The sequence below is a fragment of the Pseudomonas cremoris genome (genome assembly GCF_014230465.1).
In genome coordinates, this window is record NZ_JAAXCY010000015.1 from 126,050 (window position 1) to 140,259 (window position 14,210).

The 14,210-nt window shown below is 60.2% G+C and carries 14 protein-coding genes; 8 read left to right on the forward strand and 6 right to left on the reverse strand.

Translation table 11 applies throughout. The features are described 5' to 3' along the window. Nucleotides 1–52 precede the first annotated feature (52 nt). Nucleotides 53–985, forward strand: coding sequence for a LysR family transcriptional regulator (locus HF257_RS29895; RefSeq protein ID WP_185710258.1), 933 nt, complete (start codon nucleotides 53–55; stop codon nucleotides 983–985). A 122-nt stretch (nucleotides 986–1,107) separates the two neighbouring features. After that, the gene (locus HF257_RS29900) at nucleotides 1,108–1,272 is read left to right on the forward strand and encodes a hypothetical protein (RefSeq protein WP_185710257.1); all 165 of its coding nucleotides are present in this window, start codon (nucleotides 1,108–1,110) and stop codon (nucleotides 1,270–1,272) included. Between the two features lie 13 nt (nucleotides 1,273–1,285). Here HF257_RS29900 and HF257_RS29905 read toward each other — a convergent pair whose 3' ends face one another. The 3 genes from HF257_RS29905 to HF257_RS29915 all read right to left on the reverse strand — a co-directional run bounded on the left by HF257_RS29905 (nucleotide 1,286) and on the right by HF257_RS29915 (nucleotide 5,131). Then, entirely contained in the window at nucleotides 1,286–2,605 is a 1,320-nt protein-coding gene (locus HF257_RS29905; protein ID WP_185710256.1) for an Nramp family divalent metal transporter, read from the reverse strand. A gap of 41 nt (nucleotides 2,606–2,646) precedes the next feature. Further along, entirely contained in the window at nucleotides 2,647–4,200 is a 1,554-nt protein-coding gene (locus tag HF257_RS29910; RefSeq protein WP_185710255.1) for a DUF726 domain-containing protein, read from the reverse strand. Nucleotides 4,201–4,336: 136 nt separating this feature from the next. Next, nucleotides 4,337–5,131 (reverse strand): AraC family transcriptional regulator, encoded by a 795-nt coding sequence (locus tag HF257_RS29915; RefSeq protein ID WP_185710254.1) that lies wholly within the window; start codon nucleotides 5,129–5,131, stop codon nucleotides 4,337–4,339. A gap of 107 nt (nucleotides 5,132–5,238) precedes the next feature. Here HF257_RS29915 and HF257_RS29920 point away from each other — a divergent pair, with 107 nt between their 5' ends. From HF257_RS29920 to HF257_RS29935, 4 genes are all read left to right on the forward strand, one after another. Next, nucleotides 5,239–6,024 carry a crotonase/enoyl-CoA hydratase family protein gene (locus HF257_RS29920; RefSeq protein WP_185710253.1) on the forward strand — a complete coding sequence of 262 codons (786 nt, stop codon included), beginning with the start codon at nucleotides 5,239–5,241 and terminating at the stop codon, nucleotides 6,022–6,024. Between the two features lie 80 nt (nucleotides 6,025–6,104). Continuing rightward, nucleotides 6,105–7,064, forward strand: coding sequence for a diiron oxygenase (locus tag HF257_RS29925; protein WP_185710252.1), 960 nt, complete (start codon nucleotides 6,105–6,107; stop codon nucleotides 7,062–7,064). Between the two features lie 45 nt (nucleotides 7,065–7,109). Beyond that, entirely contained in the window at nucleotides 7,110–9,014 is a 1,905-nt protein-coding gene (asnB, locus tag HF257_RS29930) for an asparagine synthase (glutamine-hydrolyzing) (RefSeq protein WP_185710251.1), read from the forward strand. Between the two features lie 53 nt (nucleotides 9,015–9,067). Then, nucleotides 9,068–9,970: an EamA family transporter gene (locus HF257_RS29935; protein WP_185710250.1), complete on the forward strand. Its 903-nt coding sequence runs from the start codon at nucleotides 9,068–9,070 to the stop codon at nucleotides 9,968–9,970. A gap of 24 nt (nucleotides 9,971–9,994) precedes the next feature. Here HF257_RS29935 and HF257_RS29940 read toward each other — a convergent pair whose 3' ends face one another. Further along, complete coding sequence (locus HF257_RS29940) at nucleotides 9,995–10,300, reverse strand: XRE family transcriptional regulator (RefSeq protein ID WP_185710249.1); 306 nt, start codon at nucleotides 10,298–10,300, stop codon at nucleotides 9,995–9,997. Next, nucleotides 10,293–10,658, reverse strand: coding sequence for a type II toxin-antitoxin system RelE/ParE family toxin (locus tag HF257_RS29945; protein ID WP_185710248.1), 366 nt, complete (start codon nucleotides 10,656–10,658; stop codon nucleotides 10,293–10,295). Before HF257_RS29945 ends, HF257_RS29940 begins: the two co-directional genes overlap by 8 nt. A gap of 243 nt (nucleotides 10,659–10,901) precedes the next feature. On the opposite strand from HF257_RS29945, the gene HF257_RS29950 reads away from it, so the two are divergent. Beyond that, complete coding sequence (locus HF257_RS29950) at nucleotides 10,902–12,710, forward strand: monovalent cation:proton antiporter-2 (CPA2) family protein (protein WP_185710247.1); 1,809 nt, start codon at nucleotides 10,902–10,904, stop codon at nucleotides 12,708–12,710. A 73-nt stretch (nucleotides 12,711–12,783) separates the two neighbouring features. Then, on the forward strand, nucleotides 12,784–13,353 hold the full coding sequence (locus tag HF257_RS29955) for a DcrB/PsbP domain-containing protein (protein ID WP_185710246.1): 570 nt from the start codon (nucleotides 12,784–12,786) through the stop codon (nucleotides 13,351–13,353). Nucleotides 13,354–13,482: 129 nt separating this feature from the next. Here the strand turns inward: HF257_RS29955 and HF257_RS29960 are convergent, their stop codons facing one another. Beyond that, a complete protein-coding gene (locus HF257_RS29960; protein WP_185710245.1) occupies nucleotides 13,483–14,202 on the reverse strand; it encodes an alpha/beta hydrolase in 720 nt (239 codons plus the stop codon). Between the last annotated feature and the right edge of the window lie 8 nt (nucleotides 14,203–14,210).

The following is a 14,210-nucleotide window of genomic DNA, read 5'->3' on the forward strand; positions in this document are numbered from 1 at the left end:
ATGGGAGCATACGGACAACACCTTTGCGCAACACGCACAGAACGGAGCCACGATGCAGGGTTTGAATGAATTGAGTTTCAAGGCGCTGCGCCTGTTCGTCGCGGTGCTGGACCTTGGCAGTTTCTCCGAAGTGGCACGCCGCGAAGGCCTGGCGCCCTCCTCTATCTCCCGGCAAATCCAGTTGATGGAGCAGGCTCTCGGCCAGCAATTGCTCTACCGCCACACCCGTGCGGTCAGCCCCACCGAGGCCGGTCGACTGCTAGGAAGGCACGCGCGGCTGATGCTGGAACAATTGGAAGCCGCCGGCCAAGCGTTGCAAGAGCAGGAAAGCGAACCCAGTGGCCTGGTGCGCATCAATGCGCCGATGGTGTTTGGCCAACGCCACCTTTCACCGTGGCTGGGTGAGTTGTGTCGCCGCTATCCAAAGTTGCAACTCGAGATCCAGCAAACCGACACCTACGTCGATCCCCTGCAAGACGGCACCGATTTGCTGTTTCGCATCGGCGTACTCAACGACTCCAGCATGCAGGCACGCATCTTCGCGCCCCAGCGTTTTCGCATTGCCGCAAGCCCTGCCTACCTGGCCAAACACGGCACGCCCCAACACCCCGATGAACTGGCCCACCACCAATGCCTGGCCTACAAAGGCATCACCGGCCAACAACGCTGGTTCTTCCGCCGCGACGGCAGCGACTGGACGCCCTACAGCGTCAAGGGCCCCATCACCGGCAACCACGCCGACACCCTGACCCACGCCGCCGAACAAGGCCTGGGGCTGGTGGTGTTTCCCTCTTGGCTGATTGGTGAAGGCCTGCGCGCAGGCACATTGCAGGCGGTGCTCACGGAATATGAAGTAGCGACGACGCTGGAACCGCAGCAGATTGCGGCGCTGTGGCCCGGCAGCCGACGGTTGTCGCTGAAGGTGAGGACGGTGATTGATTACTTTGTGGAGTGTTTTGGGCGGGTGCCGTATTGGGACCGGTGAAGGGCACAGCTGGGGATATTTCCTAGTCGGGAAAGTAGGTTCGGTCTGATTTTCGGGGCCATTATTCCATGCCAGATCTGGCTACCCGCAAACTTCAGCGAATTGCGCTAGGAAGATACGCCATGAATGCGACACCTGCAGTCATTAAAGTCACCATAAGCCAAGCGAGAGCTAGCTTTTCAAAATGGGTCAATCAAGCCAGTGGAGGAATGAAAGGGAAAATCGCGATACCAGATGATTTTGATGCCTCACTCCCTGACGACCTGTTGAATGCGTTCGAAGCTTGATCTGGACCAACGCTCAAAACACCCACTGCGCAATCAACCACGCATTCGCCCCACTGATCACCGCAAACAGAAACCATGCCAGCGCCTTCGTAGGCAGCCGATTGACGAACGGCCCCATCAGCTGTTTATCGCCGGTCATGCGAATCAGCGGATACAGCGCAAACGGCAACTGCAGGCTGAGCACCACCTGGCTCAGGATCAGAAGCTTGCCGATGGCGTCATCGCCCATCAGCCACACACCGAGAAACGCCGGGATCAACGCCAACCCGCGCGTGATCAGGCGACGTTGCCAGCAGGGAATGCGCAGGTTGAGGTAACCCTCCATGATTACTTGCCCGGCGATGGTGCCGGTGAAGGTGGAACTCTGCCCCGAGGCCAGCAAGGCAACGCCGAACAGGATGCTGGCGAATGCGCCGCCCACCAGCGGGTCGAGCAGATGATAGGCGTCCTGGATCTCGACTACGTCTGCATGGCCAGTGTTATGGAACGCCGCAGCGGCAAGGACCAGGATCGCGGCATTGACCAGCAAGGCCAGCGCCAGCGAACCAATGGTGTCGATGCGTGCCAGCTTGACCGCATCCTGCTTGCTGGCAAGGTCCTTGCCGATCAGGCGGGTCTGCACGATGGATGTATGCAGGTAGAGGTTATGGGGCATGACCGTGGCACCCAGGATACCGATGGCCAGGTACAGCGGCGCGGCATCGCTGATGGCTGACAACGATGGGGTAAAGCCGCTGAGCACATCCGGCCAGTAGGGTTTGATCAACACCAGCTCGATGAAGAAACACACACCGATAGTTGCCACCAGCGCCAGCATGATCGCTTCCAGGCGGCGGAAACCACGGTTTTGCAGGGCCAGGATCAACAGGGTGTCAAAGGCGGTGATGACGATGCCAGTAGTCAGCGACACGCCGAGCAACAGGTGAAACGCGAGGGCACAACCCAGCACTTCGGCCAGGTCGGTGGCAATGATGGAAATCTCCGCCAGCAGCCATTGGGTACGTGCCGAACGTTTGCTGTAGCGTTCGCGGCACAACTGCGCCAAGTCCTTGCCGGTGGCGATACCCAGCCGCGAACACAGGCACTGCACCGCCATTCCGGCCAGGCTGGCCAGCAGCACCACAAACAACAGGTTATAACCGTAGCGTGACCCGGCCTCGATGGCCGTGGCCCAGTTGCCCGGGTCCATGTAGCCAATGGAGATCAACAGGCCGGGGCCGGCGAACATCAGCATGCGCTTGAAGAAAGAAGCCTTGGGGTCAACGGCGACGGAGCCGGCCACTTCCGGCGGGCAGAACGGGGCGGTAGCGATTTTCGGCAGGCTGAATTTCACGCGGTATCCCAGGCAAACACACTCGATAGACACGCAGCTTATCAGTCCGATGCAACCGTGCGCATTACCGTATCCCGAGGCAGATCGAATGCCTCGACCACTTGCACCACCAGGTCCATCTCCTGGTTGAGTGCCTCACGTTCCATGCGCTGGCGAATCACCCCGATCACCAGCACCGCCAAGGTAGTGATTGAATACGCAGGGCCGGAAAACGCCCGCACGCCAGTCACCAACAGCATCGCCGCCGCCAACGCCTGACCCACCACCGGGATCGCCGTTGCGGCACCCCGGCGCAGAATAAAACCGGTTAGCCCCGCCAACGCCGTGCCACTCAAAGCGGTGGTAGCCGAGCGGCCCACGTCAAACCGGCTGAACAACCCTTGCTCTTTTTGCGCGGCCGCCTGGAGTTCTGCGTCGAATACCTGCCGGTCGGCATGGCTGAGTTTGTCCTTGTACTGTTCGATCAGTTTTTCCGCGACGTGGGCTTCCAGGTCCGTCAGCGCAACGGCCTCCAGGGCCCCATCAAACTTGATCCCCAGTCGTTGGGCAACATCTTCGGCGATTTGCCGGTAACTGACGCCATGACCACGGGCCAGATTCATAAAGGTATCGCCGCCCATGCGCTGCAACTCGACCGCCAGCTTGAGCGGCTCGCGCACGCTGGCATCGATGGATGCACTGCGTTTCTGGGCCATCAGTTCGGCGAGGAACTTCAACTCTTCCGGCCGCGCCTGCACCAAAGGCGGGAACAGGTCTGCGTCCTCTTCGGCAAAGCGCACTTCGCTGCTGCGCTGATCGGTGCGGATCATGCCGCGCCGCTCGTGCAACAAGTCGGTGTACTGCACCACTGTCTGCAATTGCGGCCAGTAGGCGGCGTGATCAAAGGTCGCTAGATGCACGTTGGTGATCTTGGCCTTGAGTGCGGGTGTCACGGGGATCGCATAACGGCCGATGCAGCGCTCGGTATCCGGTTTCATCGCCAGCGCCCAGTCCTTGCTGGAGTGGCAATTGATCACACGCCCCTTGAGCGGCGCCGCCACGGCATCCCATGGACTGGATGTACAGATCGCCCCGCCCATCAGCAACAGGTTGTCCAAGGGCAGTTCACGGGCGGTTTCAGGGCTGGCCAGCAGGCTCTTGACCAGAATGCGTGCGCCCAGGGAGTGACCGATCAGGTTGATACGCCGTACCTGCAGGGACTCACCGCGCAGATAACCGGCCAGCTCCGGCAGCAAGCTCTTGGCCACTTCGTCCACCCGCGCCTCGACGCTTTTATAGTGGTCGAGAAAATAGGCAATCGCCTTGCCCACGCCAACCGTCGCAGCGCCCAGGCTGCCGCCACCCAGCATCGCACCCATCACATCCTTGAACGGTGCAAACAGGTTTTCCAGGAAATGCCCCGCCGGCCAGAACAGCATCAGGTTGGTCGAGCCTTCGATCCCGGCCAACTGTTGCGTGAACTGGCCCAGTTGTTGTCGGTTGAAGAACGCCGAATAACCGTGAACATAGAGATTGAGCACATCGCCCTGAGGCTCGCCGCACGGTACGAACGTGGGCTTGCGGGTGCGGTGCATTTCATCCCACTGGTGCTGCATGGGGCGGTGACTCCGGGTGACGAGGGGTCGCAATAGTAACAAAGGGTGGCCCAACCCAAGGTGAAAACCTGATGAAGGCCACGCGTCAACGCCGTACGGGCGAGGGAAAAGGCACCGCGTTGGCGCCCTCCTCCTTTCAGAACATCGAGGCCGCCTTGGACTTGGCCAGGTAGCGCGCCGGGGAATCTCCCAGGTTGCGGCGAAACACCGAGGTGAACGCGCTTGAGCTGCTAAAACCCAGTTCGAACGCCACGTCGGTAATGGACGAACCATGACTGAGCCGCGCGGTGGCCTCTAGCAGGCACACCTGCTGGCGCCACGACACAAAGGTCATGCCGGTGCACTCGCGAAAGTTACGCGTAAAGCTGCGCCGGCTCATGCTCGACCAATCGGCCATCTCGCCAATCGAGATCTTCTGCGTGGGCGCGTCGAGAAAGCGTTGACAGGACCGGGCCAAGCGGGATTCCGAGGGCAACGGTGCGCTGAGGGGCAGTTCGGGCATTGCGCCAATCTCATCAATCAACAGGGTTAGCACGCAGCGGTCGCGCATGCTGGGTGAAACGGGCGGAATCGCCAGCGCGGCCTCCAAGAGATGGCGCAACAGCGGCGAAACACCAAAGACCTGGCAATGGTCCTGCAAACCCGCACGCCGGGCCGCATCGTCATCCAGGTACGTATTGAGCATCACCACATCGCCGCGCATGTGCATCTCATGCGACACACCACCTGGCACCCAGATCGCCCGTTGCGGCGGCACCACCCAGTTACCCAGGTCGGTAAACATCTTCAGCGCACCGGTGGAGGCATAGGCGAACTGCCCACGTCGATGGGTATGCCGTGGAAACACCGTGCCGGACGGGTACTCGCGCAGCGTCACCACCGCTTCGGGGCTGTCGGGTTCATAGGGCGAAAAAGTGAAGGTCGGCGGCATGGCCCGATTTTGTCAAAGTATGACCTGACATAGCAAGCGGGCCACCAAGCCCCCACCTATCATCGTTGCTCCCCAAGCTGGGTTCATCTCGAAGGGATATTCGGAAAATGAGTGTCAAAAACTACTTGGATGTACGAGTAGACGGCGCCGTTCTGATGGTGGGACTCAACCGCCCGCAGAAGCGAAACGCCATGTCTCTCGAAGTCATGCACGAACTGCACGACACCTTCACCAACATTCCCGAAGGCGTTGGTGCAGCAGTGCTATACAGCACCAGCCAGCATTTCTGTACGGGGCTGGACCTTTCGGAAATTCGCGACCAATCGGTCATCGATAACGTCCAGGCTTTCCGCGAATGGCACAAGACGTTCGAACTGATCCAGTTCGGCAAAGTCCCCGTGGTGGCCGCAATCACCGGCGCGGCCATCGGTGGCGGCCTGGAAATCGCCACCGCCTGCAGCCTGCGCGTGGTCGATGACAGCGCCTTCTTCTCGCTGCCCGAAGCCATGCGCGGTCTGTACGTAGGCGTTGGCGCCTCGGTGCGCTTCCCGCGTATTGCCGGCATCGCGCTGATGACCGACATGATGCTCACCGGCCGCACGCTCTACGCCAAGGAAAGCTACGAGCGCGGCGTGGCCCAGTACTTGGTGCCGGTCGGCCAGGCAGTGCTCAAGGCCACCGAATTGGCCCACAAGATCGCGGGCAACCTGCCCATGACCAATTACGCGGTAACCCACGTACTGCCACGCATTGTCGACCAGAGCCAGCAGGATGGCCTGATGACGGAGGCGTTGATTGCCGCAGTGGTGTCTTCCGACACCCGCACACAGGATCGCCTGGCGGACTTCCTGGATCGCAAGAAGGACAAGATCCAGACCGCGCCAGCGGTGTAACTCCCGGTCGTGAAAGTTGCCGGGCGCGCCTCGGCAAACCATGGATGGCCTTCACAGCACATTATCAATCCGGTGAAACCATGTTTCAGCACAGCACTCAAGACGATCTTTATCGCAGCAATGACGCAGCCGATGAACGATTGATCAAAATCGAACGCAGCTGGCACAAACGCGCACAGATCAAGCTGGACTCCCAACGTCCGGATATCCAGCTCGACCTGCAAGCGCCGGACTTTCTCGAGGCACTGCTACCCTTCGCCCATGATCCGCAGTACCAGAACTACCCGCATGCCCTGAAACTGCTGATCCTCTCGGCCGGCTGGGTCATCTACAACCAAAAAACCATCGCCATCGAAACCGAGATCATCTGCCCGTCGTGCATCGACCTGCTGCAGCTGGGCTCACGCCTGAGCTCCGCCAGCGCCGCGACGATTTCCGAAACCCTGGCAGATGAGGCCTACCACACGTTGTTCTCGATCAACATGTGTGAACTGGCGATTACCCAGCGCGGCATGCGCATCAAATGGCCAGAACTGGAGCTGACCCGGCACCTGAGCCAAGCCCAGGCAACGATGTCCGAGGCGGACTTCAAGATCTACCGCCTGGCGTTCTCGCTGGTCTCGGAGACGTTTATCAGCGACTACCTGGCCGACCTCAGTGACGCGCCCGACATCCAGCCGGTGTTTCGTCACGTGGTGGCCCTGCACAAAAAAGACGAGCTGGTGCACAAGCACATCTTCCCGCTGTTCGTGCAGCAGGTGGTCGGTGACTTCACGGCGCAGCAAACCACCTTGTTTACGCGGGGCATCGCCAACTCCATCCGGATCTTCCCCATGCGCGAGATTTCTGCGTGGCGAATCATCCTGCCCCAACTGCTCGAAGTGTTCGGCGATCGCTCGCTGCTGCTGCCGACTCAATTTATCGAGACCGGCGAAGCGGACTACTCGGCGATGCCCGACATCCTCAGTTCCATTGGCATACATCCCGCAGCCGTGCTGCCAGAACTGCAGGTGATGACAGAGCCGGTCATCACCGTTTGAACCCAGCGTGCCGCTGATCACTACAAATTCAATCGAGTACTTTTTATGTGTGGATACATTGGCGTCTTCGCCAAACAACCTCGTGCATTCGACCCGAACATGTTCGATGCCGCCCTGCGCGCCATCCATCACCGCGGCCCGGACAGCTCCAGCCAGTGGTTCGACCCCAAGGGCCAGGCTGCTTTCGGCTATGTACGCCTGGGCCTGGTCGGGCTGGGCAACGGCACCCAGCCTATCGTCGCCGACGAAGGCGATCTGGTGATGATGGTCAACGGCGAGTTCTACGACTACCAACGCATTCGCGCGGAGCTGGAAAGCTACGGCTGCCGGTTCAAGACTTCCTCGGACAGTGAAATCGCCATGCACCTGTACCGCCGCCATGGCGTGCGCGGCCTGAAGCAACTGCGTGGCGAGTTCACCATCCTGATTTACGACCGCCTGCACAAAAAGCTGTTTGCGGTGCGTGACCGAGTGGGCGTCAAGCCGCTGTACTACACCGAACATGAAGGCGCCTGGTACTTCGCTTCCGAGATCAAAGCCTTGCTCGCGGCGGGCGTTCCGGCGCAGTGGGACCACGAGTCCTACGCTAACCGGGGCTTTATCCTGCGTGACCGTACCGTGTTCAACACCATCCGCAGCGTGAAGCCGGGGTGCTGGATCATCGCCGACGAAAGCGGCCTGCAAACCGAGCAATACTGGGACTGGGACTTCCCCGGCGCCCAGGCCACCGAGCAGCGCAGTGAAGCCGAGATGATCGACTCGCTGCGCAACACCATCGAAGAGTCCGTGCGCCTGCGCCTGCACGCCGATGTGCCGGTGGGCGTCTGCCTCAGCGGCGGCCTGGATTCATCGGCCATGCTGGGGATTGCCACAGAGCTGACCGGCCAACCGTTGCAGGCGTTCCACTTGTCCTTCGAAGGCGAGCAAGCCTACGACGAACGCCAGTACGCCGAAGTTGCCGCGCGGCATAACCGGGCGCACCTCAACGTGTTGTCGGTGAACTCCACTGACATGGCGGATAACTTCGAAAATGCCCTATGGCACGCCGAAATGCCCTTCGCCAATGCCCATAGCGTGGCCAAATACCTGCTGTGCAAATACGTGCAAAGCCAGGGCATGCGTGCGGTGTTGACCGGTGAAGGCGCCGACGAGGTCTTCGGCGGCTACCCGCACTATCGCCGCGACATGGTGCTGTACAACCACGAACACCAGGACCCAGCGGTGATTGCCGAACTCACCCGCCGTCTGCACGCCAGTGAAGACCGCTACCTGCCCGGCGGCAAAAATGACGTGAAGTGGGTCCAGGACGAAATGGGCCATGGCGTGTCCTGGCTGCAAACCCAATCGGCGCTGTTCGGCCCGTTGGCACAGTTGTACAGCGATGACTTCCGCGAGCGCTTCTGCAATGTCGATGCCTATCGCCAGTTCTACGACCGCTTGAGCCCACGGGCGCTCGACGGTTGGGAGCCGGTCAACCGCTCGCTGTACATGGTCGCCAAGTCCAGCCTGCCCAACGTGGTACTGACCTCCTTGGGTGATCGCATGGAAATGGCCGGCAGCCTGGAAGGCCGCCCGCCGCTGCTGGACCATCAAGTGATCGAAGCCGCCTGCCGCCTGCCGGTCAACATGAAAGTGCGCGGCGCCACCGAGAAGTACGCCCTGCGCGAAGCCATGCGCCCTTACGTGCCGCAGGCAGTGCTGGATCGCAAGAAGCAGTACTTCCGCGCACCACCGGCGTCGGAAAGCCCGCAATCGAAGCTGTTCGAGATGATCAACGACGTGTTGAGCGGACCGGCGTTGAGCAACGTGCCGTTCTTCGACCCGCGTAAAGTACGCGCCCTGCTGGCAACCTTGCCAAGCTTGTCCCCCGCGCAACGCGCATCGGCAGACAACCTGCTGATGGAAATTGCCGGTCTGTGCCTGATGCAACAACGGTTCGCTGTGAACTGACCTTTAGGCGGCGCGCTGCGGATGCGGTGCGTCGCCTGACCCAAGGAGGGTCCATGCTGAAAAAACACTTATCACTCGCCGTGCTCGTGACACTCGTCTGGGGCGTCAACTTCCCCATCACCAAATTGGGTCTGCGGGCGATCGACCCCTTTGTACTCACGGGCATCCGCTTTGCCCTCGCCGCCTTGCCGCTGGTGTTCTTTATCAAGCGCCCAGCCGTCAAGTTCAGTTACGTGGTGGCCTACGGGATCATCTTCGGGCTGGGCATGTGGGGCGTGATCAACTACGGCATCCAGGTGGGCGTGAGTCCAGGCATTGCCTCGTTGATCATTCAACTCAGCGTGTTCTTCACCATGGGCTGGGGCTTTTTGCTGTTCAAGGAAAAGATCCGTGGTGCGCAGATGATCGGCGCGGTGCTGGCACTGATTGGCCTGGCGGGGATCATTTCGACCCAGGAAGGCAACCATGCGGTGCTGGGCGTCATGTTGATCGTGCTGAGCGCGGTGGCCTGGAGCATCGGCAATGTCATCATCAAGAAGTCCGGGGTCAAGGAGATCTTCTCGTTCATGGTGTGGGCCAGCCTTATCCCGCCAATTCCGCTGTTCCTTACGGCCTGGCTGATGCATGGCAGCGCGGCGTTTGAAGGCTTGCAAGCCAGCCTCGACCTGACGGCAGTCTTGTCGATCCTGTTTCAGGTGTACTTGGCCACGCACTTTGCCTACTGGGGCTGGAACTCGTTGCTCAAGCTGTACCCGGTGTCCACCGTGGCGCCGTTGTCGTTGCTGATTCCCGTGTTTGGCATTGCCAGTTCGATGCTGATACTCGACGAGCGTATTTCCACGCCGAACCTGATTTCCATCGGGATCATCATCGTGGGGCTGGCGGTGGGGTTATATCGCAGGCCGGTGAACGTGGTTACCACCGGACAGGGCGTCGGCATGCAGCCCAGCAAATAGCGCGCCTTAGTAGTGAGCGGGGAGTCAACACGCGAAGTTGTCGATTTTCACCTGACCATCGGGAAACGTCGCAATAATTTCCAGCTCACCGCCCATTGCGCGAATGTAGTCACGCAACGTGCTGATATACATATCGGTGCGCCGCTCCATCTTGGAAACAGCCGCCTGGTTGATATTCAATGCCTTGGCCAGGCTTTGCTGGCTCAGTCGCTGAGCCTTGCGCAGCTCATGCAGGGGCATTTCCTGCAGATGTTGCTGGAACAGCAGCTTTGCCTCCGCACGGGATTGCGGCGTCATGCGCGCTTGAAGTTCAGCGAATTTCTTAGCCATGGTTACGGCCCTCTCTACGCATTGTTTCCAGATGTATGTCATACAACTTTTCTGCCACGGGAACATGCTCCTCATACCATCGGCGTTGTCCGGTCTTGTCACCACCGAGCAGCAACAATGCGCATCGGCGTGGATCAAAGGCGTACAACACCCGATAAGGTCTCCCTGCGTGCTGCACGCGCAGTTCCCGTAGGTTGCCATGCCGGGAGCCCTTGATATCGCTACTGTGGGGAAAGCCCAACCCCGGCCCGAAAAGCCCCAGCAGATCAACGCTGGCAGAGACCGAAATCTGCTCCTTTACCCCCAGGCCATCCCACCAGCCTCCGAACTCATCCGTGTATTCAATTTCCCAGCTCATGAAATATGCCATCCAAGGAATATAATCTCAAGAACTTAAAACTAGGAGATGAAGTGGCCCACCTTCCACCCGTGCCCCTGGGAAATTGTTTGTACATCCTTCCAATTCGACGGCTAACCGTCCGCCCACCCACAAAAAAAGACGCGATATCCGCCTCACGCGCAGCAAAAACACAATTTTCAAAATGTAAAAAGCGCTCTAATACGCTCCTGTTGATTGGTTTTGAAGATCCTGGAGTTCCCCATGCCCCATGAAGGCAACCTGTTACAAGCAGCCGTGGTGTTCCTGCTCGCCGCCGTGCTCACCGTGCCGCTGGCCAAGCGCCTGCAACTAGGCGCGGTGCTGGGCTACCTGTTCGCCGGTGTGATCATCGGCCCATCGGTACTGGGCCTGGTGGGCAACCCGCAGAGCGTGGCGCAATTCTCTGAATTGGGGGTGGTGCTGCTGCTGTTCATCATCGGCCTGGAGCTGTCGCCCAAACGATTGTGGGTGATGCGCAAGGCGGTGTTCGGTGTGGGCCTGGCCCAGGTGTTGCTCACCGGGTTGGTGATGGGCGTCGTGGCGCTATGGGTATTTGACCAGTCTTGGAACAGCGCCATCGTGCTGGGCCTGGGCCTGGCGTTGTCGTCCACTGCCTTTGGCCTGCAAAGCCTGGCCGAGCGTAAAGAGCTGAACCAGCCCCACGGGCGCCTGGCATTTGCCATCCTGCTGTTCCAGGACATCGCCGCCATCCCGCTGATCGCGATGGTGCCGCTGCTGGCGGGCAGTGATCACCCGACCACCGAAGCCCAGGGCCTGCAGCACGTGTTGCAAATCCTCGGCAGCATCGCCGTGGTAATCATCGGTGGGCGCTACCTGTTGCGACCCGTGTTTCGCATCGTCGCCAAGACCGGGCTGCGGGAAGTGTCCACCGCCACCGCGCTGCTGGTGGTGATCGGAACCGCCTGGCTGATGGAACTGGTGGGGGTGTCCATGGCCCTCGGCGCCTTCCTCGCCGGCTTGCTGCTGGCGGATTCGGAATACCGCCATGAACTCGAATCCCAGATCGAACCGTTCAAAGGTCTGCTGCTGGGCCTGTTCTTTATCAGCGTGGGCATGGGCGCCAACCTCAGCCTGCTGCTCAGCTCGCCGTTGGTGGTGATCGGCCTGACGCTGCTGCTGATCGGCTTGAAGTTGCCGCTGTTGTACGCCGTCGGTCGCCTGGTGGGCGACCTCAATCGCGAAAGCGCCCTACGCCTGGGCGTGGTGTTGGCGGCGGGCGGTGAATTTGCCTTCGTGGTGTTCAAGATCGGTCGCGACCAGGGCCTGTTCGAACCGCATCTCTACGATGTGCTGGTACTCACCATCACTCTTTCCATGGCCGTGACCCCGCTACTGCTGTTGGTATGCCCGAAGCTGTTCAAGCCCAAGGCCAAGCCAGTGGAGGTGCCAGAGGAATACCGCACCATCGAAAGCGACGCGCCGCGCGTGGTGATTGCCGGCATGGGGCGGATGGGCCAGATCGTCGCGCGGATTCTGCGGGCGCAGAACATCTCGTTTATCGCCCTCGACACGTCGGTGGAAACCATCGAACTGACCCGCAGTTTCGGCGGTATGCCGGTGTTCTATGGCGACCCGCAACGTCCCGAGATCCTGCACGCCGCAAAAGTCGACCAGGCCGAGTTCTTTGTGATCGCCATGGACGACCCGGAGATCAATATCAAGACCGCCGAACTGGTGCGCAACCTCTACCCGCACATGAAGATCATCGCCCGTGCGCGTAACCGCCAGCACGTGCACCGCCTGGTAGACCTTGACGCTTCACCGGTGCGCGAGACGTTTTACTCCAGCCTGGAAATGAGCCGTCGCACCCTGGTCGGCCTCGGTTTGACCCAGGCCCAGGCCGATGCACGCATCACCCGCTTCAAGAACCACGACCTTCAACTGCTGGCCGCGCAACATGCGGTGTACGACGACGCAGGCAAAGTGATGCAAACCGCCCAGGAAGCAAGGGCGGAATTGGCGCGGCTGTTTGAGATGGACCGACTAGAGGAAGAGTCCGACAAGGTGTGAGGTTACAGGTGAACGATATTGCGAATTTTCTGACAGAATACGCCGCAATTTCGTTCATCCCCTGGAGCGCTTCATGGCCACTTTCACCAAGACCGCCGCCCTGCTGGCCCTGGCGCTTGCCGCTGGCAGCGCGTTCGCCGCCTCCAAGCCGGCCACGCAGAAAGCCGACACCCAAACCATTTCCACTTTGGGCGGCAAGTTCACCTTCAACCTGCCCAAGGCCTACGTTGCCGACACCCTGCCGTCGGGCAAGGCCGAGGATGGCACCGCCGACACCCAAGGCACGTTGTACGCCAACCAGACCACGAAAAGTGTGGTGATCGTCGCCGAAACCGTGCGTAACGACGGGGTAAAGATCCAGGATAACGATGCACAGTTCCTGGACGGCGCCGTGGCAGGTTTCATCAAGGACCAGAGCGCCGCCCTGCCGGACTTCAAGAAACAGAACGAGAAGAAACTGACCTTCAAGGGCCTGGGCCTGCGCCAGGTGGACAGCACCGCCACTCAAGGCGGCGGCAAGACCCTGAACTCCACGTTCCTCGGCGGCTCGGGCAACCACTTGCTGGTGATCCAGGCGATTTCCCGGGGCGATGATGCAAAGGGGCATGCCGCGTTGGTGAAGCAGATTACCGGCGGTAAATAACCCGATAATCCAGGCAACACAAAACCAATGTGGGAGCGGGCTTGCTCGCGAATGCGGTGGAACAGTCGATATACCTATGACTGACACACCGCATTCGCGAGCAAGCCCGCTCCCACATTTGTACCGTGCTCACTTCAAGCTGTTTTCCATCCAGCCCTTCAAGTCCTGAATCTCCGCCTCACTGATGGTATGCGGCATCCCCATATACCCATGAAACTCCGGCTTCAACCCCAGCCCCACCAACACCTCATTCGCCCGGGTCGCCGACGCATACGGCAGCGCCTGGTCCAACGTGCCATGGCCGATAAAGATTGCCAGCGCGTCCAATGAGCCATTCGGTTTCAGCTCAGCCTTCAACACCGGCAACACACTGCCACTCAGTGCCGCAATCCCGCGCACCAACGCAGGCTGACGCAAGCCCACCTCGTAGGACATGATCGCGCCTTGGCTGAAGCCCACGAGGAACACCCGGTCAGGTTGGGTGTGGTACTTGGCGGTGGCCTGGGTCACGAAGTCTTCGATCAGCTTGGCGCTGCGTTGCAAATCTGCTGTCTCGCCGTCGTAATCACCATCACCAGGCTTTTTGGCAAACCAACGGTAGCCACTCGGGTCCACCGGCATTGGCGCCCGCGCCGACAGATAAGTCCAAGTTGACGGCAGCGCGTCCTTGATGCCAAACAGGTCTTCTTCGTTGCTGCCGAACCCATGCAGGAAAATCACCAAGGGTTCATTGCGCGCATCACCCTGGGTCTGTTCCAGGTACGACAGGGGCAAATCGGTGTGCAGCGTGTCGTCAGCGTGAACGACGCCAGCCACCAGGGTCAGCGCCAGCGCAAGCAGTTTGAGCATGGGGCGTT

What these genes read in the sequence shown, in the direction of transcription:
- HF257_RS29895 (WP_185710258.1), top strand. Translation starts at nt 53, where the DNA reads ATGCAGGGTTTGAATGAATTGAGTTTCAAGGCGCTGCGCCTGTTCGTC.
- HF257_RS29900 (WP_185710257.1), top strand. Translation starts at nt 1,108, where the DNA reads ATGAATGCGACACCTGCAGTCATTAAAGTCACCATAAGCCAAGCGAGA.
- HF257_RS29910 (WP_185710255.1), bottom strand. Translation starts at nt 4,200, where the DNA reads ATGCAGCACCAGTGGGATGAAATGCACCGCACCCGCAAGCCCACGTTC.
- HF257_RS29915 (WP_185710254.1), bottom strand. Translation starts at nt 5,131, where the DNA reads ATGCCGCCGACCTTCACTTTTTCGCCCTATGAACCCGACAGCCCCGAA.
- HF257_RS29920 (WP_185710253.1), top strand. Translation starts at nt 5,239, where the DNA reads ATGAGTGTCAAAAACTACTTGGATGTACGAGTAGACGGCGCCGTTCTG.
- HF257_RS29925 (WP_185710252.1), top strand. Translation starts at nt 6,105, where the DNA reads ATGTTTCAGCACAGCACTCAAGACGATCTTTATCGCAGCAATGACGCA.
- asnB (WP_185710251.1), top strand. Translation starts at nt 7,110, where the DNA reads ATGTGTGGATACATTGGCGTCTTCGCCAAACAACCTCGTGCATTCGAC.
- HF257_RS29935 (WP_185710250.1), top strand. Translation starts at nt 9,068, where the DNA reads ATGCTGAAAAAACACTTATCACTCGCCGTGCTCGTGACACTCGTCTGG.
- HF257_RS29940 (WP_185710249.1), bottom strand. Translation starts at nt 10,300, where the DNA reads ATGGCTAAGAAATTCGCTGAACTTCAAGCGCGCATGACGCCGCAATCC.
- HF257_RS29945 (WP_185710248.1), bottom strand. Translation starts at nt 10,658, where the DNA reads ATGAGCTGGGAAATTGAATACACGGATGAGTTCGGAGGCTGGTGGGAT.
- HF257_RS29950 (WP_185710247.1), top strand. Translation starts at nt 10,902, where the DNA reads ATGCCCCATGAAGGCAACCTGTTACAAGCAGCCGTGGTGTTCCTGCTC.
- HF257_RS29955 (WP_185710246.1), top strand. Translation starts at nt 12,784, where the DNA reads ATGGCCACTTTCACCAAGACCGCCGCCCTGCTGGCCCTGGCGCTTGCC.
- HF257_RS29960 (WP_185710245.1), bottom strand. Translation starts at nt 14,202, where the DNA reads ATGCTCAAACTGCTTGCGCTGGCGCTGACCCTGGTGGCTGGCGTCGTT.